The organism is Heliobacterium mobile (assembly GCF_009720735.1).
Lineage (GTDB): Bacteria > Bacillota > Desulfitobacteriia > Heliobacteriales > Heliobacteriaceae > Heliobacterium > Heliobacterium mobile.
The window spans coordinates 57,198-79,139 of the sequence record NZ_WNKU01000010.1 but is presented as its reverse complement, the minus strand read 5'-3'; the positions used below and the strand labels follow the sequence as shown (position 1 = coordinate 79,139).

The following is a 21,942-nucleotide window of genomic DNA, read 5'->3' as shown; positions in this document are numbered from 1 at the left end:
GAAAAGGATGAATCCGAAGGTGAGTAACTCCCCTATGGTTCAAAACGTCCCCAACCAGCTTGGTTTTACATTAATTGAGATGACCACTGTCCTATGTATCTTAGGGATCGTGATGGCGATAAGTGGCCCCATCCTGTCCAAATGGTATAACCTTCTCTTGTTAAACTCTGCTGCCCGGCAAGTTCAGATGGATATCCTTGAGGCGCGGGACCAAACCGTGAAAGAGCGGCGTCATTACGGGTTAACCTTTTACAGCAACGATAGGTCTTACGAAATCTTTTCACTGGATGACGGCAAGAAACGGGCCAGGGTTCTTCCGGAGGGAATCCAAATCAAGTTGACCACACTCCCGATTTATTCGGAACGGCCGAATACACTGGTGTTTGCACTGGATGGAAGGTCCGGAAGACCGCCTATGGGTGGCACCGTCATGCTGACAAGCGATACGAATCAGCAGCGTTTCATCATCGTTTCCCGTAACGGTCGTGTCCGTATCGATACGGTGTTACCGTCAGGCGGTATTGACTCATGAGAAGAGAACTGAAGAGGGTTCAAAATTCCGCAGGTATGACGCTAGTGGAAGTGATGCTGGTGATGGCGATTTTCGGAATCGTGAGTACCATGGGAATCGGATTTTTAAACTCGGCCATGGTTCACTTGAACGAACAGACGCAAGGGATGGAAGGAAACAGCAGCATTCAGTGGGCCCTCCATTGGCTCAGTCGAGATTTGCGCTTCGGGAAAAATATACGCATCATCAATGAAAACCGAGTGGAATGTGAGATCATGGTTTGCGAGGAAGCTGGCATCAATAGCTGGAAAACCATTGCCTACTATCTTACCCCTGACGGAACGCTGCAAAGAAAAGAGAACCTCGATATAAAGCCTCTCGCTTCCGGTATCGAACAGTTTAAGATCACATTTGGCTCTAAAGCCGACTCTGCCGTCAAGCCGATTCAAATCCGGATAAAACAGGCAGGACACAGAAGGAACTCCCAGCCCTTCGTCGAATTTCAAACAGAAATAATTCCTCGTGGTAACATTCCCTGAGAAAAACTGCATGCTATAGGATGGGGGAGGGACACCTATGTTGCACAACTTGATGGAAGACGTAGTCCTAAGCGTACTGGATGAACTGCTGCCGCAACATCCCGAAGTCTGTTCCTGTGACCAATGCCGGATCGATATCATGGCGGCAGCGCTCAATCGCCTGCCTGCCCGTTATGTAGTGACCTCAAAAGGGGAAGTCTATTCTAAAGTCAATGTATTGCTCAGCCAGTTCCGCGTAGACGTGATCAGCGCGATTGCCAACGGGATGATGGTCGTCGCGAAGAATCCGCGCCATAGGAGTCCGAAGCCCCTTGTGGAGGAACCAGTTTACGTAGAATAGCTTTGGGAACCCCTCTAATCTGTCCTCATAGACCTGTTCTGAGAAAAAATTCCCCAGGCGCATATGTTCAGAGCACTTTATTTGGGGGATACCCCTTACCGGTCAAAAAGGAAAGAGTCAAATTAGGATGGTGGAAAGCTTGAATCTTCGGCCCTCAAAGGAGGACCTTCGCGATGTGCTGCAGGCGGCCTTGCAACAGGGCGGTGACTTTGCGGACATCTTTATCGAAAAGAAAATGATGAGCGGCATCGGCTGCGAAGACAACAAGATCGAACGGCTCACCACCGGCATTGATATCGGAGCGGGTATCCGCGTGATCGCCGGTGAGGCTACCGCCTATGCTTATACGAATGACGTAAGCAGAGAAGGACTGATGCATGCCGCAGAGGTGGCGAGCCATGCGGCCAAAGGCGGCGGGGCGGTGCAGTCCATTGACCTGCGGGAAGTCCTCTCGCCGGTGGAAATCAACGTGGAATTACGGCCTGATCAGGTATCTATCGAAGACAAGGTAGAAAAAGTACTCGCTGCCAATAAGCATGCGCGTTCCCTCGACGAACGCATCAAGCAGGTAACCGTCGGTTATGGCGACATCGTGCAGGAGGTTCAGATCGCCAACTCCGACGGCGACTATGTGGAAGACGAACGGATCCGTTCCCGCTTTGTCGTTCACGCCGTAGCTGCCGACGGTCCAGTCATCCAGACAGGATATGAGGCTTTAGGCGGTGTCCGGGGCTTCGAGATCTTCCGGGAGAAGACACCGGAGGAACTTGCCCAAAATGCTGTCGACCGGGCGCTCCTCATGTTGACGGCCAAACCGGCCCCGTTGGGGCGCATGGCCGTCGTCATGTCTGGGGAAGCCGGCGGTACCATGGTGCACGAAGCTTGCGGGCACGGCCTCGAGGCAGATCTGGTGCAAAAAGGCCTTTCCGTGTACGCCGGAAAGCTAGGCGAAGAGGTAGCCTCTCCTTTGGTGACGGTCATCGACGATGGGACGATCTCTGGAAAATACGGTACGATCCGCTTTGATGATGAAGGTGTTCCCGGCCAGCGGAATGTGCTCATCGACAAAGGCCGGTTGACTAGTTTCATGTATGATCGCTTCACCGCCCGCAAGGAAGGCCGCGCCTCTACCGGCAACGGCCGCCGCGAGTCTTACCAGCACAAGCCGGTTCCGCGCATGACAAATACCCTGATCGCTGCCGGAGATGAAGACCCTGAGAAGATCATCAAAGACACCCAGCAAGGCCTTTTCGTCAAGAAGATGGGCGGAGGACAAGTGAACACGACGAACGGCGATTTTGTCTTTGATGTGGCCGAAGGGTACATCATCGAAAATGGAGAGATCAAGCATGCTGTCCGGGGTGCCACGCTCACTGGAAACGGACCGGAAGTGCTCCAGCAGATCGACCGTGTCGGCAACGACTTAGGCTATGCGATCGGCACTTGCGGCAAAGAGGGGCAAGGTGTACCGGTCTCCGATGCACAGCCGACCTTGCGCATCGCCTCCCTCGTCGTTGGCGGCACTGCCGGTGGCAGCGGCACTGATGATGCGGAAGCGACCGGGCAGGCCGGCGAACTGCGTCGAATTTCGGTGCGGGAATTGCTGCAGAGCGGAGAAGGACGGATCCGCCGGTTATAAAAAAAATACGATGACTCGTTGAGGTTTGGCACACTCGCGGAGCAGACGGAAGAGCCGCCGGGGCTCTCGTTCGGAGTCATTACACCTTGGCTTATTAGGATTTACAGTTTTATAGTTATGTTGGGGAATTTCGTAGATCATAGGGCCATGCTCAAAAAGAGGGTATGGCCTTTTTCGGGAAACGGCCGATTGACGACAGGAGGTGTCGGGGTGTTCGCAATGGGTGAACTCGCCCGTCAAATGGTGGAACGGGCCCAGTCGAAAGGGGCTCAATTGTCTGAGGCTTATGGCCTTGATTCCAAAGATCTGACGATTGAAGTATCTAAAGGTGTTGTCGAAACGATGAAGCTGGCCGAAGACCGGGGCATCGGCATCCGCGTCTTCAAAGCCGGTAAGATGGGTTATGCCTATACATCGGATCTTTCCGAGGCGGCCGTCGAGTCCACCGTCGACCGGGCTCTAGCCAACGCCGCCTTTACCGGGGAAGATCCTTTCTGGCGCTTGCCGGACAAAGTGAACCAGTATCCCCAAGTGGATACCTATGATCCGGCTATCGCTCAAGTGAGTGTCGAGCGTAAGATCGAACTGGCCAAAGAGATCGAAGCGACGGCCCGGGCGACAGACCCTCGCGTCAAGATCACCGAGCGATCGTCCTACCAAGATGCCGAGTACAACGTCACCGTTGTAAACTCTCAAGGGATCGATGCGACTTACCGGGGGGCCTACTGCGGCGCCTATGCCTACCTGGTGGCTGAGGAAAAGGGCGATAATCAGACCGGCTTTTCTCTCTCCTACGGGCTCCATTTTGAGGATATTGACCCTAAGAAAATCGGACGCGAAGCCGCAGCTAAAGCGGTTCGCATGCTCGGAGCAAAATCAGTGCCTTCTCGCCGGGTGCCTGTCGTCTTCGATCCTTATGTGACGACACAGATCCTGGGTATTGTAGCGCCGGCCCTCACTGCGGAAGCTGTTCAGAAGGGCAAGTCACTCTTTGCCGGCAAAGTGGGCCAGAGTATCGCCTCAGGGAAAGTAAGCATTATTGATGACGGCCTTCTGCCTGGTCGGATTCAGTCGGCTCCCTTTGATGGTGAAGGGGTACCGACTTCCCGGACGATCCTCATCGAAGAGGGCCAACTCAAAGGATTTCTCTATAACACCTATACGGCTGCCAAAGATGGCGCAGCCTCCACCGGCAACGGAAGCCGCGGTTCCTTCCGGGGCACGCCCGATGTAGGTACGACTAATTTTTACCTGGAGGCAGGCGACGTAGCTCCCGATGATTTGATCGGCCAAATCTCCTCCGGGCTCTATGTGACAGAAGTGATGGGCATGCACACGGCCAACCCGATCTCAGGCGATTTTTCTGTCGGGGCGGCTGGAATACTCATCGAAAAAGGACGTCTCACGACGCCCGTTCGAGGTGTCGCCATCGCCGGCAACCTGCTAGAATGGCTCGACAGGATCGACGGTATCGGCAACGACCTGACATTCTTCATCGGCAAGGGGGCACCGACGGTTCGGATTAAAGAAATGGCTATCAGCGGGAATTAGAACCTGTTCCCATGGGGGCTTTTGTGGTAAAATGCTGAAGGAAATGGGGGATATCACCTGAACGCGCGTATTCTTCTGCTCAACGGGCCTAATTTGAATTTGCTCGGTCGCAGGGAACCCCATCTCTACGGCGCAACCACCTTAGTGCAAATTGAAGAGATGGTGCAAACTCTCGGCCAAGGTTGGGGTTGGGAAGTGGAATGCTTCCAATCGAATCATGAAGGGGCTCTCATCGACCGCATCCATGATGCTTTTGGGCAAGTGGACCTGATCGTTTTTAATCCCGGTGCCTATACCCATACCTCGATCGCCCTGAGGGATGCCTTGACAGGCGTGGCGATCCCGGTGATAGAAATACATCTCAGCAATATTCATGCACGGGAAGAGTTCCGGCATCGGTCCTTGATCGCGCCGATCGCTGTCGGGCAGATCTGCGGTTTTGGCGCCGACGGGTACCGTTTGGCTATGGAAGCTGCCCGCCATTATCTCCAGAGGAGGTCCGCTGTTTGAGTCGAGTCGACCGCCTGCGCGCCGCTTGGGATGACGGCGTTGACGTTTATCTGATCCAGCAGCCGGAAAACCGCCGCTACCTCTCTGGGTTTACCGGTTCCGCCGGATTTCTCATCGTTTCCCCGGAAAAAAAGTGGATCGTCACCGATTTCCGGTATTGGGAACAGGCACGACTGCAGAGTACCGATTGGACCCTCCATCAACAGCAGGGTGCCTGGACAGAGGCTCTGAAGGAATTGGCTGCGGAGCAACGGTGGAGAACTATCGCCATCGAAGCGGCCTATGTCACCGTCGAACAAAAAGAAAAGCTGGAGAAAGCCTTTCCTACTGTCGACTGGGTTTATCAATCAGGCAAGATCGATCAGCTGCGGGTCCGTAAAGACTCGGCAGAACAGGACGCGATCGCCCGATCGGCTTCGCTCGCTGATCGAGGATTTGAACACATTCTCGGGGTCATGCGTCCCGGCATGACCGAGCGGGACGTGGCCCTAGAGCTAGAATTTTTTCTGCGTCGCCAAGGTGCTCAAGGGACATCCTTTGAGTTTATTGTCGCCTCGGGGGAACGGTCGGCCTTACCGCATGGGGTGGCCTCGGAAAAGGTCATCGAAAAAGGTGAGTTGCTCACCCTCGATTTCGGGTGTATTCTGGACGGGTATTGTTCTGACATGACTCGCACGGTCCTTTTCGGTCAACCTACAACAGAACAGCGCCGAGTCTACGATATAGTGCTCGAAGCTCAGGAAAAAGCGCTGTCCGCCATTGCCGCCGGGAAAAACGGCCGCGATATCGACCGCCTGGCACGACAAGTGATCGAGCAGGCCGGCTACGGCGATCACTTCGGTCACGGCTTGGGTCATGGCGTTGGTCTCGTCGTCCATGAAAATCCTCGACTGTCACCTTCTTCCTCAGATATTTTAGAAACGGGACAGGCTGTGACTGTCGAGCCGGGCATCTATGTCCCCGGCTGGGGAGGCGTCCGCATTGAAGACTTGGTCATCGTGACGGACGGCGGTTGCCGGAATTTAACGTCGTCACCGAAGGAATTATGTGTCCTTTAGTCGTGAATGTCTGCTTCTCCAATGCGTCGCCGCGTTGAAAGCAGCTTTTCATATCAAAAAAGATTTCATTAACGGGAAGGGGTTCTTTCGTCCATGATTTCCTCCAACGATTTCCGGACCGGTACGACGATTGAACTGGACGGCGATGCATTTCAAGTCATCGAGTTCCAGCACGTCAAACCGGGCAAAGGCGCTGCCTTTGTGCGCACAAAACTGAAAAACATCAAAACCGGTGGAGTCGTCGAGCGCACCTTCCGTGCGGGCGAAAAAGTGCCCAAAGCCCGCTTGGAGCGCCGCCAAATGCAGTACCTCTACAATGACGGCGAAGCCTACACCTTCATGGATGTGGAGAACTTCGAACAGATCGCCTTGCAACAGGAACAGATCGAAGAACAACTCCGCTTCCTGAAAGAGAACATGAACGTTCATGTTCTCACCTGGAATGGTAACCTGATGGGTGTAGAGCTGCCCAATACGGTAGAACTGAAAGTGGCTGCTACCGAACCTGGTGTACGTGGCGACACCGCTACCGGCGGCAGCAAACCGGCTACCTTGGAAACGGGTGCCATCGTCCAGGTTCCCTTCTTCATCAACGAAGGTGAAACACTGATCATCGATACCCGCAACGGTGCATACGTATCTCGTGCCTAAATTAAATCCCTCCTGGGGATACTAAAGTAAGCCCTATGGGCATACCGAAAGATCCCAAAAGGAGGGATTTTGCTTTGCAAGAGCTCCGAGAACGCCTTTCGTACATTCAAGGATTGGCCGAAGGGTTAAATGTGGGAGCCAATTCCCGGGAAGGGCGGCTGCTGACGGAAATGCTCAGCCTGATGGGAGACATGACCGACAGCATCAGCCAACTGAAGGAAGACCAGGATCGACTCGAAGAGATCATCGACAGCATGGATGATGACCTGTTGCAACTGGAGCAGGATGTCTATGAGGACGACTGTGACTGCGACATCGATGAAGATGAGGATTTGGTCGAAATCGAGTGCCCCTCTTGTCAAGAGCGGGTCTACTTCGATGCGGACTTGCTTGACGATGAAGATTATCTGGAAGTCAGTTGTCCCAACTGTGATCAGGTGGTCTTTATCCAAGAAGGGGACGAAGCCGACTTCGAGCATGAGACTGCTGCTGGAGGCCGCTGTGAATGCGAGTCGCAGGGCGTGCAGTGGCAAGAGTCGCCCCATTAATCATCGCGAAGGGCAACATTGATCCCAATCATTGATGTAAGCGATAGTTGCTTCTGTATCAAAGGTTCAACGCATATACTCTCATATAACCACTGAGGGACGGTCCCGCTGGATAAGCAGGGGCCGTCCCTTTTTGCATAATCCTGGAACGAAGACATATGTTTGTTATAGATAGAGGGGGGACAAGGATGCGATGGGTTCAGGAAAAAGGGTTGCTGAGCGGCGATAGGGTACCCAAAAAAACTGACTCCAACCGGTCCGAACAAAAGTGGCTCGACCAGTTGCAGCCCTACTTTCCGCCGTCGCTCCGTCCTCTGTTCGATGAAACCTACAGCGATTTCCCTGACTTGCTCAGTGAAACGACGGAGATCCGCCTTCGTGCCGGCCGCCCGTTGGCACTCTGTGGTTATCGAGGAGACCGGCTCCTGCGGACTGTCACCGATGAAGAACTCCTGCAGACGATACACCTGATCGCCCAGTGCTCCCTATACGCTTTCGAGGAGGAATTCCGGCAGGGTTTTCTTACCCTCCCCGGGGGCCATCGAGTAGGCTTAGCCGGTCGTACCGTTCTAGACGGTGGGAAGGTGAAGACGATCCACCCTGTCTCTTCATTAAACATCCGTATCGCACGCCAATTTCCAGGAGCGGCTGATTGGCTTTTGCCCCAAATAGTGCCGATGGGAAGGGGAGTTTTTTTTTCCACATTGATCGTTTCGCCCCCAGGTGGAGGGAAGACAACGCTCCTGCGCGATCTCGTCCGCCAGATAAGCAGCGGCCGGCCTGATCTGGGACTGGCCGGTGTCACTGTGGGTCTCGTTGACGAGCGATCGGAAATCGCCGCTTGTTATCGGGGAAGCCCTCAAAACGACGTAGGTCCCCGGACAGATGTCCTCGACGGCTGTCCCAAGTCAGAGGGACTCCAGCGGATGCTCCGTTCCATGGGTCCCCAAGTGCTCGCCACCGATGAGATCGGGAGAATGGAAGATGTTCGTGCCGTCGATGAAGCGATCCACAGCGGAGTCGCCCTATTAGCTACCGCACACGGTCAAGACCTCGAAGACATCGCCCGGCGTCCAGGTTTAGCGGAAATGCTGCGGATGAATGCCTTTCAACGTTTCGTTGTTCTCAGCCGAAGGCGGGGACCGGGTACTGTGGAAGGCATATTTGATGAGAATAGAAATGCTGTTGAAGAAGGAGGTCGGCTATGTTAAAACTCCTCGGCTCCACCCTGATTCTCGGCGCTTGTGCCGGAACCGGGTGGATGCGATCCAGGGACTTGCGGAACCGGCCTCGCCTATTAGCCGGGCTCCAAGCATCGCTTGGCGTGCTAGCCACGGAGATCGCCTTTGGGGCTACTCCCTTGCCCGAAGCGATGATACAGGTCAGTCGTTGTTCTTCGGGACCGGCTAGCCGGCTTTTTACCGTCGCTGGACAACGTCTCCGGGAAGCCCAGGGCCGTTCGGCCGCCGAAGTCTGGAGAAGCTGTCTCGACGAGTGGTTGCCAGGCACCTCTTTGGAAAAGAGCGATGGGGAAGAGTTGGGAAGACTCGCCTTGGGATTGGGAACGGCACCGCGGGATGATCAACTGGCTCGCATCCATGAAGTAAAAAACCGGCTTGCCCTCCAGGAGAGAGATGCCCGAGAGCTGGTCGAGCGGATGGGTAAAGTCTGGTCTTACGGCGGGGCTCTCATCGGTTCGGTCATAGTATTGGTGATTTGGTGATATGGAGGACGATAACAGATGAATATGTTACAGATTTTTCAGATCGCCGGGATCGGTATCGTCGTGGCTATCTTTTATTCCATCCTGAAAGAAGCGAAACGGGAGGAATTGGCCCAACTCCTGGCTATCAGCGGTGTGGCTCTCGTCACGCTCATGGTCCTCCGGCTCATCGGTGATCTGTTCAATGAAGTTCGGTCAGTTTTTTCCTTGTACTGAGCGATGGTGAGGAGTTGAGTCCATGGAGATTCTCCAAGTCGTAGGCGTCGGCATCATCGCCACGGTTCTCCTGGTCATCGTACGTAAACAGAGGCCGGAGTTAGCTGTTCAACTGAGCATTGCCGCTGGTATCATCCTCTTTTTGTTCGTACTGACGAAGATCTCTGCCGTCATTCAGGTATTGGAAGACCTGGCCAACAAAGCCCAGATCAACCGTTACTATCTGACGACGCTGCTCAAGATCGTCGGTGTCGCCTATATCGCCGAATTTGGCGCGCAGATTTGCCGTGACGCTGGTGAATCAACCATCGCTACAAAAGTGGAATTGGCGGCCAAAATCCTCGTTATGGTGCTCGCCTTGCCCATCATCATGGCACTCATGGATTCGCTCTTGACCTTGTTGCCTGGTGGTGGACCTTCATGACGAAAAGAAAACAGCACTGCTCGAGGCTACTTCTGGTGTTCCTCTTCTCATTCATGCTTCTTTTTCCAATCGTCGATAGGGCCTGCGCAGAAGGGGAGCCAAGGAGGGCTGGTGAAAGCGCCCTGTCCCAAAGCCAGGTACAAGATACATCGACAACTGCTTCTCCAGCGGCTTCCCCACCGGCTATAGAACCTCCGACGGTCGATCTGTCGGAACTGCGCAGGGTTTTAGAGGAACTGGAAAGAGATAAGGGCCGATTTTTACCTTCTCTAAATCCAGAGACCCTCTTTGACGACATTCGCAGTGGAAAACTGAGCTTATCGGTTAGTGAAGTATTTCAAGGCCTGTTAGCGTACCTGTTTCAAGAAGTACTCGTCAATGGTGTGTTGCTCGGGGAACTGATCGTCTTGGCCGTCGTCGTCGCCATCTTGACCCACTTGCAAGCATCTTTTGAATCAGGTTCCGTATCCAAGGTCGCCTTTGCCGTCGGTTACATGGTCCTCATCACGATCGCTATCCACAGCTTCTACACAGCCGTACAGACAGGACGAGGCGCCATTGATGATATGGTGCGGTTTATGCAGGTGATCTTGCCGATCTTACTGACGCTGTTGACGGCAATGGGTGGACTCGCATCGGGGGCACTCTTTCATCCGGTCATCTTCGGTACCATCACCTTGATCAGCACCTTGATTAAAAACTGGATCTTTCCGCTCATTTTTTTTGCAGCTGCTTTAGGCATCCTCAACCATGTCTCCCCGCAGTTTAAGGTCAAAAATCTGCATGGGCTCGTCAAAGACGGCTATAAGCTGGTTATGGGGCTTTTTATCACGGTCTTCCTCGGTGTCATCAGTATCTATGGCGCCGTCGGCGCCGTCGCGGACGGACTGACCTTACGGACGGCCAAGTATGCCACCGATGCGCTGCTGCCGGTCGTGGGCGGTTTAGTTGCCGACAGCTTTGAAGTGGTGATCAGTTCATCCATGTTGTTGAAAAACGGTATCGGATTGATCGGTGTCGTCGTCATCGCCGTCTTGTGTGTCCTGCCCTCTCTAAAGATATTAGCCCTCGTGCTGATTTACCGGCTCGCAGGTGCCTTGCTCCAACCGGCTGGAAACAGCCCGGTTGCCGACAGCCTCGAGACGATCGGCAGCAGCTTGACCCTCGTCTTCGGCGCTGTCGCTTCCGTCGGATTGATGTTTTTTTTAGCGCTCACCATCGTCGTCGGTGCCGGCAACTTGACGGTCATGCTCAGGTAAGGGAGGAAAAAGGGTGGACATCCTCCGCGATATCATCCAACAGGTGATCCTCATCATCATCGTCGGTGTCATCTTGGACATGCTTCTGCCGAATGGACGGATGCAATCGCTCATCCGGCTAGTCGTCGGCATCTTTATCATGGTAGCCGTCCTCAATCCCGTCATGAGCTGGGTGACCCGGAGTGATTGGGCTCAGACTTTAGGTCGAGGGCTGCCCGAAGAGGAACTGGCTGTAAATGGAACTAGTTACGACGACATCCGCCGTCAAGGGGAACGACTGCGGGAACAGAGCATGTCTCAAGCGAAGGAAGAAGCTAAAGTCCGGCTCGAACGGCAGGTGGAAGCCCTGGCCGGACTCAAAGCAGGCGTACATAAGGCAACAGCGCAGGTGGAATGGGAGGCGAAAGCGGGTGAAAAGGCCGGCATTGGGCAGATCACGGTCACTCTGCAGACAGACGGCGGCGGGGGCAATGCTGACGAAGCAGTGGCGCCCGTCATGGTTGATCCCGTCAAGATTGACAAGGCGGAACAGAACGGAACGGCAACGGGTGAGCCAGTGTCCCATGACAGTAAGCGCCAGGAGACGGCTCAGGAAATCGCCCGTACCCTATCTGGACTATACGGAGTTCCCGCAGAACGGGTTCGAGTTCAGTGGGAGTAAAAACTTTTTGGCAGGAAAGGGGATGAATCGGTGATGGAATTGTTAAAACAACCGAAAGATAAAGTGATGGCCGCACTAGCGGTAGCATTGTTTTTTGGCATCGCATTGATGTCGATGGATGACGGGAAAAGCTTATGGTCCGATAAGAAAGCGGCGCCAACGACGGCGTCTACATCAACAGAGGGGCTGCAAGTTAACCGCGGCTCTGAATTGGCGGCCCAAGAAAAAATCCTCGGTGACCGGGTGGCATCAGCTCTTTCTAAAATCTCTGGAGTAGGCACGACCGAGGTGGTCGTCAGCTTATCTCAGGGGACGCAGTCTGAATACGCCATCAACACGAATGCCAATGACAAGAAGGTCGAAGAGAAAGACAAACAAGGGGGCACACGGGTAACGACGGATAAGACGGACACTCGTTCCGTCGTTGTGATGAAGGAGGGCGGTGCCGTCAAGGAGCTGCCTGTGGTGGTCCGGGAGATGCGCTATCAAGTGGCTGGCGTGTTGGTCGTAGCGGAAGGCGCGAAAGATCCGAACATCAAGCAGAATGTCGCCCGTGCTGTTTGCACCCTGCTCGATATTCCTCCCCATAAGGTGAGCGTCTTTCCCAAGGAGGATATCAAATGAAGATAAAGATCATTAAAAAACCCTCTTGGATGACAGGTGCCCCTCTGGAAAAAACGGGTACAAAGGTGGCCGTGATGACCGGTGTTTTCGCACTGGTTATCACCGCTTTCGCTTTCTATCGATTTGGCGATATGGTCTTCACCAAGGCTTTGGATCAGACCGAGCTTTCTGCTTTGCCCTTGAGCGGCCCAGAACTGCCGTCAGCCATCATCGAGAACACCACTGATAGCCAGTCAAAGAGCCTTGGAAACAATTCCAGTCCACCTACGTTCCCTCAAGGGGGGCTCATTCAAGGGGGAGGTGGACAAGCCAAGTGGGGGAACAATTTTTTTGCGGACTACCGAATGGAGCGGGAGCGTACCCGGGGACAGCAGATAGAGCTGTTGCGTGAGATCGTCAACAACGCACAGTCATCGGGTGAAACGAGAAAAGAAGCTCAAAAAAAGTTGATCGATATGACGACGCTCATGAACAAGGAGATGGAGGCCGAGAAGCTGATCGTTGCCAAGGGATATAAGGACGCCGTAGTCATCGTTCAACCGGATTCGGTCTCTGTCGTCGTGGCTGCGAAAGAGCTGACGACGGAAGATAGGACAGGCCTTACGGAAGCGGTTGCCAAAACGATCGGGATCAAGTCAAACAATATCGTCGTCATGACGAAAGAATAAGTCCTTCGAAAAATTGTCAGATATTCTGTATACAATGTATGGATGACTTGCGTCTTATTCTTGGGCACAATATAATGTAATCTAGGTGTCTAGCATACAGCTTGCTAGAACGAAAATAACTCAGGAGTTGTCGCTCCAACAACGGCCTGAGTTTATCTTTTGCCTATACGCGGCGAAACAGCGCGGTTGCTGGCTGTTCCCACAGAAATAAGCCGCTTGAGAGAGACGGAGGGATAGCGACATGCAGGAACCACGTAGGGTTAAGATTACGGAGACCACACTGCGGGACGGACATCAAAGTCTCTGGGCGACCCGTATGCGCTTAGAAGATATGCTACCTATCGTCGAAAAGATGGACAAAGTCGGATACCATTCTGTCGAAGTATGGGGTGGCGCTACTTTTGACGTGTGCATGCGCTACTTGAACGAAGACCCCTGGGAACGGCTGCGCATTTTAAAGCGCTATTTCCGGCGGACCCCCTTGCAGATGCTGCTGCGTGGGCAATCTCTCGTTGGCTACACCCATTACCCCGATGACGTAGTCGATGCTTTCGTCCATAAAGCTGTTGAAAACGGTATCGATATCATCCGCGTTTTCGATGCCTTAAATGATATACGTAACATGGAAGCACCGATGCGTAGCGCGAAACAAGCTGGTGCCCATGTACAGGCGGCGATCGTATACACCATCAGCCCTGTACATACCATGGAGCACTATGTAGAGACGGCACAGAAACTTGCCGAAATGGGCGCTGACTCCCTCTGTATTAAAGATATGGCCGGTTTGCTCCTTCCTTTTAAATCGCGGGAACTGGTCACCATGATCAAAGAGAAGGTCGACCTGCCTCTGCAATTGCATACCCACTACATCGGCGGTATGGCCGTCGGTGCCCTCTTAAAAGGTGTAGAGGCTGGAGCCGATGTGATCGACGCTGCCGCACTGCCACTGGCCTTCGGTGCATCGCAACCTCCGATTGAAACACTGGTACGAGCGTTCTCCGATACGCCTTACGACCCAGGTTTGGATATTCACAGAATATTTGAGATAACACAATATTTCGAGGACCTCCGCAAACGCCTCGGCTATTCCCGCGGGGTCACCGGTTTAAATGATATGCTGGTCTTTGATCATCAAGTGCCGGGCGGCATGATCAGCAACCTGATCTCCCAGTTGGAAGAGCAAAAAGCTCGCCACCGACTCGACGAAGTACTTAACGAAATGCCGAAAGTCCGGGCCGACTTGGGCTATCCTCCGCTTGTCACACCGACGAGCCAGATTGTGGGCACACAAGCCGTGTTGAACGTCCTCACCGGGGAACGCTATAAACTTGTGCCCGGTGAAGTTAAAGCATATGTAAAAGGCTTGTACGGTCAGCCGCCGGCTCCCATTCGGCAGGACGTGATGACCAAAATTCTCAAAGGCGACGAACCGATTCAAGGGCGTCCTGCTGACATTCTGCCGCCGAGCATGGATCGGTGCCGCCGGGAACTGGGGCCCCTAGCCCACAGCGAAGAAGATGTGCTGTCGTATGCGCTCTTCCCGCAAGTGGCCTTGAAGTTTTTCGATTACCGCAAAAATCCCCAGGCCCATGTGGTCGCACCTACGGTAAAAACCCAAGAAGAGAGAAGGGAAGCACCGTCGGAAGGGGTTCGTAAAACTATTGTCCCCAATGGGAATGCGAAGAAGGAGGAGCTAACGGTGAAAGTTCAAGAAGTAAAAGAACTGATTCAAGTCATGAATGGAACCGATATCTCGGAAGTGCAGTTGGAGACTGAAGGAGTCAAAGTATTGATCCGGAAAGGTTCCGCACAGAGCGTCGTCGTGGCTCCTGCCCCTGCACCAGCTGCAGCACCGGTTGTCGTATCTGCCCCTGCTGCTGCACCTACAGCGCCGGCTGCTGAACAGCCTGCCCCTAAAGCGGCTGCGAACGATCCGGCCAGCAACCCCAATCTGGTCGCCATCACCTCCCCCATGGTCGGTACCTTCTATCGTGCACCAGCTCCTGACGCTCGTCCCTATGCGGAAAAAGGCAGCAAAGTGGACACCGGTACCACTGTTTGCATCATCGAAGCGATGAAGCTGATGAATGAGATCGAAGCCGAAGTCAAAGGCACTATCGTCGAAATCTGTGTAGAAAATGCCCAACCCGTGGAATACGGTCAGACCCTGTTCCTCGTGGAAAAAGCCTAGGGGGGCGCTTATGGGACACCACACCCTATTTAAAAAGATTCTTATCGCCAACCGCGGCGAAATCGCCGTTCGGATTATCCGTGCCTGTAAAGAACTAGGCATCGGTACGGTTGCCGTATACTCGGAAGCGGACAAAGACGCCCTCCACGTCAAGCTGGCTGATGAAGCCTATTGTGTCGGACCGGCGCCGTCGAACCGCAGCTATTTGAACATCCCCAACATCATCAGCGCCGCTGCTGTATCCGGTGCCGATGCGATCCACCCTGGTTTTGGTTTCCTTTCGGAAAACGCCTATTTCGCGGAGATCTGCGAAACTTGCAAGATCAAATTCATCGGTCCCAACTCCAAGGCCATTGAATCGATGGGTGCTAAGGCTGTGGCTCGGGAGACCATGATCAAGGCCGGTGTTCGCGTCGTTCCCGGTTCCGACTCCATCGTCACTTCCGACGAAGAAGCGGAACAGATCGCTGAAGAGATCGGTTACCCTGTCATGATCAAGGCTTCTGCCGGCGGCGGCGGACGGGGCATGCGGATCGCCCATACGGAAAAAGATCTGCTCAATGCCCTGCATACCGCTCAAACGGAAGCGGAAGCGGCCTTTGCCAACAAAGCCGTCTACATTGAAAAATATGTGGAAGAGCCCCGCCACATCGAGTTTCAGATCTTGGCCGACCAATTCGGCAACACGGTCTATTTGGGAGAACGGGACTGCTCTGTGCAGCGCCGAAATCAAAAACTGCTTGAAGAAGCACCTTCTCCTGCCCTTTCACCGGAACTGCGCAAAGAAATGGGCGAACAAGCCGTCCTTGCGGCCAAGTCCGTCAACTATTGCAATGCCGGCACCGTCGAGTTCCTCCTCGACAAGCATGGTCAGTACTATTTCATTGAAATGAACACCCGTATCCAGGTCGAACACCCTGTCACAGAACTGATCACCGGTATCGACCTGATCAAAGAACAGATCCGCATCGCTGCCGGTGAACCTCTCGGTTATACCCAAGAGGACATCAAAATCGATGGACATGCTATCGAATGCCGCATCAACGCGGAAGATCCGAACAAAAACTTCATGCCCAGCCCCGGTTTGATCAAAACATATCGTCCTCCCGGTGGACTCGGCGTTCGTCTGGACAGCGCCGCTTATGCTGGTTATTCCATCCCGCCCTATTACGATTCCATGATCGGCAAGTTGATCGTTTGGGGACGGGATCGTCAAGAAGCGATCGCCCGGATGCAACGAGCCCTTGACGAGTTCGTCATCGAAGGTGTGAAGACGACGATTCCCTTCCAGCTGAAGGTTCTTGAAAACGCTTTCTTCCAGAAGGGTGAAGTCTATACCAACTTCATCCAACGCCGGATGACGGGAGAATAGGGAAGACCGTTCTGATTGTCCTCTTACGTACATCCCCCCGGCTCTCATTCGAAGAGTCGGGGGTTTATTCATCCTTGCCCCGTTTTATGTCAAGCTTTGAAGAAACAATATCCCCCATCTGGTATAGAATGGCGCACTTTGGTACAATAATACTGATGGACACTCTCCATCGGAAACCATATGCCTAGGGGGTGCCCGTGTACATGGATCATGTCCATACGAAACAAGAAATCGGTCACGTCCGTATCTCTAACGAAGTCGTGGCCACCATCGCCGGATTGGCCGCTACGGAAGTCGCAGGGGTCACCGCCATGAGCGGCGGCATTGGCGGCGGAATCGCTGAAATTTTAGGCCGCAAAAACTTGACGAAAGGCGTCAAAGTTGAAGTGGGCGAAAAAGAAGCCGCTGTAGATCTGAACATTGTCGTCGATTTCGGCAGCCGTATTCCCGAAGTGGCCAAACGGGTGCAGGAAAACGTAAAGCGCTCCATTGAGAGCATGACCGGGTTGGCTGTCGTGGAAGTCAACGTGCATATCCAAGGAGTACATTTCCCCACCCAGGAGCCGAAAGAGGACGATCGAGTAAAATAGTCCAGGCCCCCCTGAGAACAGATCTTAGGGGGGTTTTTGCCCGTTTTATCCCTTCACCGGGGCAACCTATGGGGGAGGTATGTGGCTTGGAGACATCTAACCGTCTGTTATTGCTCACTGTCCTTTTGCTGCCGCTTTTGGCTGCCTTCTATCTGATCTGGGCTGTCTTTCTCGGCGGTGCAGGCGTAGAACCATTGACACCGCTACTGGCCGCTTGGGAGCGAGGCTCTTTGCGTTGGACCTTGGGGTTCGGGGCAATCCTTTATCTCCTAGCCCTCGGAAAGTACCTTTATTCCTGGCCTCGCCGATACCAGAACCGGATGATTCTCCTTTCTTCTCCACTGGGGAAGGTCGAAATCACCCGTTCAGCTGTCGAATCGTTGATTCGTGGCGCTGCGAAAGGGATCGTTGGGATTCGAGGCTTGCGAGTCCAGCTTCAAACGGTCAAAGGAAGTCTCGCTGTAACCCTTTTGGTAGCCTCCGACCTGGATGTGGGCTTGGTCGGACTGGGTGACAAATTGCAACAAGCAGTACAAGATTCATTAAAACTGGCAGACATCGACTGTAATGATGTTCAAGTGACGATTGAACGAGTCGAAGCGGAAAAAAGGGCCAGAGTCCGTTGAATATATTCGAGGAGGCGAGAATTTGAGCAGGCGCCTGGGGCGGGAAACTGCCTTACAAACGTTGTTTCAAGTTGATGTAGGACGGGTGGAGTCCGATTTTGCCCTAAAATACACCTGCAAAGAGTTTGGCGTAGACGAACAAACGGCCGAATTTGCCCGGCGACTCGTCGAAGGTGCCATGGCAAACCGGGAAGCCATCGATGAGATTGTCCGTCGATTGGCAAAGGAATGGAACTTAGAACGTATGGCGAACGTAGACCGCAACCTACTGCGCATGGCCATCTTTGAGATGCTCTATCAAGAAGATGTTCCCTTAAACGTAGCCATCAACGAAGCGATTGAATTGGCCAAACACTTTTCCGGGGAAGAATCGGCGAAGTTTATCAACGGGATCTTAGGCCAGCTCGCCCGAGAACTCCGGGAGAGCGGTCATAAGAAAGAGGTGTAACCGCTGTCTAGTCTGTTGCGCGGTATCCTTGGGTTTGACACCAGCTGCTACACCACATCGTTAGCTTTTGTCGATGACACAGGGCAGCTTCGAGCCCAGCGTCGGCGGTTACTGCCGGTGAAACCGGGAGAAAGGGGTCTCCGACAGGGGGACGCCTTTTTTTTACATGGCCAGCAGCTTCCCGAACTGATGGAAGATCTTTTTGCCGAGTTGTATAGAGGTGGTCAAGAGGTTCGCACGGAAGCAGTCTCCGTGTCGACTCGGCCTCGCCCGGAAGAAGGCTCTTATCTGCCTGTATTCCGGGCTGGAGAGGCGGTAGGGCGTTCTCTAGCCGCTTCGATGAATATCCCCTTCTTTGCGACGTCCCATCAGGAAGGCCACCTAATGGCCGGTCTCTTTTCGTTGGAAAACAGAAACATAAAAACGGCTTTACTGGAGCGGGATTTCCTGGCGGTACACCTGTCCGGCGGCACGACAGAACTGCTTCAAGTGCGACCCTGTGCAGAGAAAACGGCCTTTGAAATTCACAAAATGGGAGGGACGATGGACCTTCATGCGGGCCAACTGGTAGACCGGGTCGGCGTCGCATTAGGACTCCCCTTCCCAGCAGGTCCCCATCTGGAGAGGCTGGCCGCTCAATGTGACGGTCCCGGAGAGACCTTTCCTGCTTCCGTCAAAAAGTACGCCGTCAGCTTTTCCGGTACTGAAGCGCAGGCGCTGCGCCTGATCGATAGATACACCTATCAGGCTGGCAACAATCGGAATGAAGAGAATCCAAGGCCCAATCAAAAAGGCGTTGAAGACAAGGTTGTTCTCGAAACGAATGGACAAGGTGAAAGGACAGTGCCGATAGGACCGGCGATCGCACGGGGGATTGAGCGGTGCCTGGCATCGACCTTAGAGAAGGTGCTTCGACAAGCTATCGAAGAAACAGGGATTCAGGACGTGCTCATCGTTGGTGGGGTGGCGGCAAACCAGTTTTTGCGCCAGCGATTAAAAGAACGGCTGGAACATCGTGCCGTCGGGGGCAAGTTGTACTTTGCCACACCGGAACTGTCTGGTGATAACGCCGTCGGTGTAGCCGCACTGGGGTACCATTTTCTGAAAAATCCCAACCGTTCCCGTTGACCATAGAAATAGCAAATGGTAGACTGAAAAATGCGTTGGTCAAGGCCTGTAAATTGTCACAGTGGTACCGCCGACGGGCGGTATTTTTCTTTCTGACGCGATTTTACTGTCTGCCAATATGTATACGGGATTCACGATGCGAATCGATTCGAGCCCTTAGAGCCATATAGGCTCTTTGATAAAAGGGAGCCGATTTTTCATTACACAGAAAAAATGTCCTGCCATAAGTACTTCGCAAAAAAAGGATCTTGTTTTCTAACCCCGAATTGGTTCATCTTGTATCTTTTTTGCAACATGAAACAAACCGCTCATGGGTATGTGGCAGCAGACAAAATAAAAACATAAGGGAGGCAGAGGCGAATGTACCCCATCGTGCGGAAAGAGATTTTTTCTCCGACAGTTAAGCTTTTTGATATAAAAGCACCCCTCGTCGCCGCAAAGGCCCAGGCTGGACAGTTTTTTATACTCCGAGCCGACGAAAAAGGGGAACGGATTCCCCTCACCATCGCCGATTTTGATCGGGAAGAGGGAACGATTACAGCCATATTTCAGGAGATGGGAGCCGGTACCAAGCGGCTCGGTCAACTGGAAGTGGGCGACAATATATTGGATGTAGTGGGACCGTTGGGCGTGCCCTCAGAAATCGAACGATTTGACGGACCGGTAGCGATTGTCGGCGGCGGTGTAGGCATTGCGCCTATCTATCCGATCGCCAGGGCTTTAAAAGCAGCCGGAAACGAAGTATTCGCTATCATCGGCGCTCGGAACAAGGAACTGCTTTTCTGGGAAGAGAAGATGGCCTCTGTCAGCAGTCAACTCATCGTCTGTACTGATGACGGATCGTATGGACGCAAAGGTTTTGTCACAGACGCACTGAAAGATGTCTATGAAGCGAATTCGAATTTGAATCATGTTTGGGCCATCGGACCGATGCCAATGATGCGAGCCATCACCAATGTGACCCGTCCATGGAGCGTAAAGACGATTGTCAGCATGAACCCGCTAATGATGGATGGCACGGGCATGTGCGGCGCCTGCCGGGTTCAAGTGGGCAATGAGACCAAGTTTGCCTGTGTCGACGGCCCTGAGTTCGACGGACACCTGGTTGACTTCGACTTAGCTATGAAACGCCTGTCTATCTATAAAGACGAGGAAAAACGCGCTTTAGCTGCGCTGGAACATCAACATCAAGGAGGTGGATGCGGATGTCATTAAAGCAACGTGCTGACCGTCAAGGGATGCCCTGCCAGGATCCGCGAGTCCGCCGCCATAATTTCCAAGAGGTGGCTCTGGGATATACTAAGGAACAGGCGATGGAGGAGGCGGGCCGCTGCCTTCAATGTAAAAAACCGAAATGCCGCGAAGGTTGCCCGGTAGAAGTTTTAATTCCTGATTTTATCCAGGCTGTTGCCGAAGGAGATCTTGCCAAAGCGGCAGTTCTATTGAAAGAGAAAAACGCTCTTCCGGCCATCTGCGGGCGCGTATGTCCTCAGGAGAGCCAGTGCGAAGCCAAGTGCATCGTCGGCATCAAGTCAGAACCGGTGGCCATCGGTCGCCTCGAACGTTTTGTGGCCGATTGGGAGATGCGTCAAGGCGCACCTTGCCCGGAACAGGCTCCGAGAAAAGGGAAAAAGGTGGCTGTTGTTGGCGCCGGACCGGCCGGATTGACTTGTGCCGCTGATTTGGCCAAGTTGGGCTATGAAGTGACTATTTTTGAAGCGCTGCACACCGCCGGCGGTGTGTTGATGTATGGCATTCCAGAATTTCGGCTGCCCAAGGACATTGTGGAGCAGGAGATTGATAACCTGCGTAAGCTCGGTGTGGAGATGCAGTTTAACTCTGTCGTAGGAAAAGCGACTAATGTCCATGAACTGTTAGCGAACGGCTATGAAGCTGTTTTCCTGGGCACCGGCGCCGGTCTGCCTAACTTCATGGGGATCCCAGGGGAAAATTTGTGCGGTGTCTTTTCGGCCAATGAATTTTTGACCCGGACGAACCTGATGAAGGGCTACTGTTTCCCTGAATTCCAAACTCCCGTCAAGGTGGGCCGTAAGGTCGCCGTACTCGGTGCCGGCAACGTCGCCATGGATGCCGCGAGGACAGCCTTGCGGCTTGGTGCTGAGGAAGTTCACATCATCTATCGTCGCTCGGAGAAAGAGATGCCCGCCCGGGCCGAAGAGATTGAACATGCCCATGAAGAAGGAGTTCAGTTTCAACTGCTCACGAGCCCTGTGGAGATCATCGGTGATGAGAACGGCTGGGTAAAAGCCATGAAGTGTGTGCGCTTTGAACTGGGTGAACCGGACGCCTCAGGCCGCCGTTCCCCCGTGGCGATTCCCGGCTCGGAATACATCATGGATATCGATACGGTCATCGTCTCGATCGGTACCGGTCCGAACCCATTGGCGACGAAGTCTGTCTCTGATCTGGAACTGAACCGCAAAGGAAATATCGTAGCTGATGAAGATGGTCGTACATCGATTCCCGGTGTGTTCGCCGGCGGCGATATCGTCACCGGTGCAGCGACGGTCATCTTGGCCATGGGCGCCGGGAAAAAGTCAGCCCGGGCTATCGATGAATACGTGATGGCAAAAGCAGCGGAAAAGGCAATCTAATATCCACTAGAGTCAAAGCGGTACCGGAGGGAATGGTGAGTTCTCGTTAC

The 21,942-nt window shown here is 53.5% G+C and carries 25 protein-coding genes; all 25 read left to right on the top strand.

The window, feature by feature from the left end; translation table 11 throughout:
* Positions 1–19 precede the first annotated feature (19 nt).
* The 25 genes from GJ688_RS10210 to gltA all read left to right on the top strand — a co-directional run bounded on the left by GJ688_RS10210 (position 20) and on the right by gltA (position 21,892).
* Positions 20–532: a GspH/FimT family pseudopilin gene (locus GJ688_RS10210; protein ID WP_170291856.1), complete on the top strand. Its 513-nt coding sequence runs from the start codon at positions 20–22 to the stop codon at positions 530–532.
* Complete coding sequence (locus tag GJ688_RS10205; RefSeq protein ID WP_155476452.1) at positions 529–1,050, top strand: PulJ/GspJ family protein; 522 nt, start codon at positions 529–531, stop codon at positions 1,048–1,050. The genes GJ688_RS10210 and GJ688_RS10205 overlap by 4 nt, the downstream gene beginning before the upstream one ends.
* A gap of 37 nt (positions 1,051–1,087) precedes the next feature.
* Positions 1,088–1,390: a late competence development ComFB family protein gene (locus tag GJ688_RS10200; RefSeq protein ID WP_155476451.1), complete on the top strand. Its 303-nt coding sequence runs from the start codon at positions 1,088–1,090 to the stop codon at positions 1,388–1,390.
* A 139-nt stretch (positions 1,391–1,529) separates the two neighbouring features.
* Positions 1,530–3,029 (top strand): TldD/PmbA family protein, encoded by a 1,500-nt coding sequence (locus GJ688_RS10195; protein ID WP_235910903.1) that lies wholly within the window; start codon positions 1,530–1,532, stop codon positions 3,027–3,029.
* Between the two features lie 219 nt (positions 3,030–3,248).
* Positions 3,249–4,580, top strand: a complete 1,332-nt coding sequence (locus GJ688_RS10190) for a TldD/PmbA family protein (RefSeq protein WP_235910916.1) — start codon at positions 3,249–3,251, stop codon at positions 4,578–4,580.
* A 57-nt stretch (positions 4,581–4,637) separates the two neighbouring features.
* A complete protein-coding gene (aroQ, locus tag GJ688_RS10185; protein WP_155476448.1) occupies positions 4,638–5,090 on the top strand; it encodes a type II 3-dehydroquinate dehydratase in 453 nt (150 codons plus the stop codon).
* Positions 5,087–6,148, top strand: coding sequence for a M24 family metallopeptidase (locus tag GJ688_RS10180; protein ID WP_155476447.1), 1,062 nt, complete (start codon positions 5,087–5,089; stop codon positions 6,146–6,148). Before aroQ ends, GJ688_RS10180 begins: the two co-directional genes overlap by 4 nt.
* Positions 6,149–6,241: 93 nt before the next feature.
* Positions 6,242–6,799 (top strand): elongation factor P, encoded by a 558-nt coding sequence (gene efp, locus GJ688_RS10175; RefSeq protein WP_155476446.1) that lies wholly within the window; start codon positions 6,242–6,244, stop codon positions 6,797–6,799.
* Between the two features lie 74 nt (positions 6,800–6,873).
* Positions 6,874–7,347, top strand: coding sequence for a CD1247 N-terminal domain-containing protein (locus GJ688_RS10170; protein WP_207708795.1), 474 nt, complete (start codon positions 6,874–6,876; stop codon positions 7,345–7,347).
* 188 nt (positions 7,348–7,535) lie between these two features.
* The gene (gene spoIIIAA / locus GJ688_RS10165) at positions 7,536–8,558 is read left to right on the top strand and encodes a stage III sporulation protein AA (RefSeq protein ID WP_155476445.1); all 1,023 of its coding nucleotides are present in this window, start codon (positions 7,536–7,538) and stop codon (positions 8,556–8,558) included.
* On the top strand, positions 8,552–9,070 hold the full coding sequence (locus GJ688_RS10160) for a stage III sporulation protein AB (RefSeq protein WP_155476444.1): 519 nt from the start codon (positions 8,552–8,554) through the stop codon (positions 9,068–9,070). Before spoIIIAA ends, GJ688_RS10160 begins: the two co-directional genes overlap by 7 nt.
* An 18-nt stretch (positions 9,071–9,088) precedes the next feature.
* Positions 9,089–9,286, top strand: a complete 198-nt coding sequence (gene spoIIIAC / locus GJ688_RS10155) for a stage III sporulation protein AC (protein WP_155476443.1) — start codon at positions 9,089–9,091, stop codon at positions 9,284–9,286.
* A 22-nt stretch (positions 9,287–9,308) separates the two neighbouring features.
* Positions 9,309–9,710 (top strand): stage III sporulation protein AD, encoded by a 402-nt coding sequence (gene spoIIIAD / locus GJ688_RS10150; protein ID WP_155476442.1) that lies wholly within the window; start codon positions 9,309–9,311, stop codon positions 9,708–9,710.
* Positions 9,707–10,969 (top strand): stage III sporulation protein AE, encoded by a 1,263-nt coding sequence (spoIIIAE, locus tag GJ688_RS10145; RefSeq protein WP_235910901.1) that lies wholly within the window; start codon positions 9,707–9,709, stop codon positions 10,967–10,969. Before spoIIIAD ends, spoIIIAE begins: the two co-directional genes overlap by 4 nt.
* A gap of 13 nt (positions 10,970–10,982) precedes the next feature.
* Entirely contained in the window at positions 10,983–11,630 is a 648-nt protein-coding gene (locus GJ688_RS10140; protein WP_155476440.1) for a stage III sporulation protein AF, read from the top strand.
* Positions 11,631–11,660: 30 nt separating this feature from the next.
* Positions 11,661–12,254, top strand: coding sequence for a hypothetical protein (locus GJ688_RS10135; protein WP_155476439.1), 594 nt, complete (start codon positions 11,661–11,663; stop codon positions 12,252–12,254).
* A complete protein-coding gene (locus GJ688_RS10130; protein WP_155476438.1) occupies positions 12,251–12,922 on the top strand; it encodes a SpoIIIAH-like family protein in 672 nt (223 codons plus the stop codon). The genes GJ688_RS10135 and GJ688_RS10130 overlap by 4 nt, the downstream gene beginning before the upstream one ends.
* Before the next feature lie 241 nt (positions 12,923–13,163).
* The gene (gene accB, locus GJ688_RS10125; protein WP_155476437.1) at positions 13,164–15,113 is read left to right on the top strand and encodes an acetyl-CoA carboxylase biotin carboxyl carrier protein; all 1,950 of its coding nucleotides are present in this window, start codon (positions 13,164–13,166) and stop codon (positions 15,111–15,113) included.
* 10 nt (positions 15,114–15,123) lie between these two features.
* A complete protein-coding gene (gene accC / locus GJ688_RS10120) occupies positions 15,124–16,485 on the top strand; it encodes an acetyl-CoA carboxylase biotin carboxylase subunit (RefSeq protein ID WP_155476436.1) in 1,362 nt (453 codons plus the stop codon).
* 203 nt (positions 16,486–16,688) lie between these two features.
* Positions 16,689–17,075: an Asp23/Gls24 family envelope stress response protein gene (locus GJ688_RS10115; RefSeq protein ID WP_155476435.1), complete on the top strand. Its 387-nt coding sequence runs from the start codon at positions 16,689–16,691 to the stop codon at positions 17,073–17,075.
* A gap of 86 nt (positions 17,076–17,161) precedes the next feature.
* Positions 17,162–17,701 (top strand): alkaline shock response membrane anchor protein AmaP, encoded by a 540-nt coding sequence (amaP, locus tag GJ688_RS10110; protein ID WP_170291855.1) that lies wholly within the window; start codon positions 17,162–17,164, stop codon positions 17,699–17,701.
* A gap of 22 nt (positions 17,702–17,723) precedes the next feature.
* Positions 17,724–18,149, top strand: a complete 426-nt coding sequence (gene nusB / locus GJ688_RS10105) for a transcription antitermination factor NusB (protein WP_155476433.1) — start codon at positions 17,724–17,726, stop codon at positions 18,147–18,149.
* Positions 18,150–18,164: 15 nt separating this feature from the next.
* Positions 18,165–19,277: a tRNA (adenosine(37)-N6)-threonylcarbamoyltransferase complex transferase subunit TsaD gene (locus tag GJ688_RS10100; protein WP_155476432.1), complete on the top strand. Its 1,113-nt coding sequence runs from the start codon at positions 18,165–18,167 to the stop codon at positions 19,275–19,277.
* Between the two features lie 360 nt (positions 19,278–19,637).
* Positions 19,638–20,492 (top strand): sulfide/dihydroorotate dehydrogenase-like FAD/NAD-binding protein, encoded by an 855-nt coding sequence (locus tag GJ688_RS10095; RefSeq protein WP_155476431.1) that lies wholly within the window; start codon positions 19,638–19,640, stop codon positions 20,490–20,492.
* Entirely contained in the window at positions 20,483–21,892 is a 1,410-nt protein-coding gene (gene gltA, locus GJ688_RS10090; RefSeq protein WP_155476430.1) for an NADPH-dependent glutamate synthase, read from the top strand. The genes GJ688_RS10095 and gltA overlap by 10 nt, the downstream gene beginning before the upstream one ends.
* Positions 21,893–21,942: the final 50 nt, after the last annotated feature.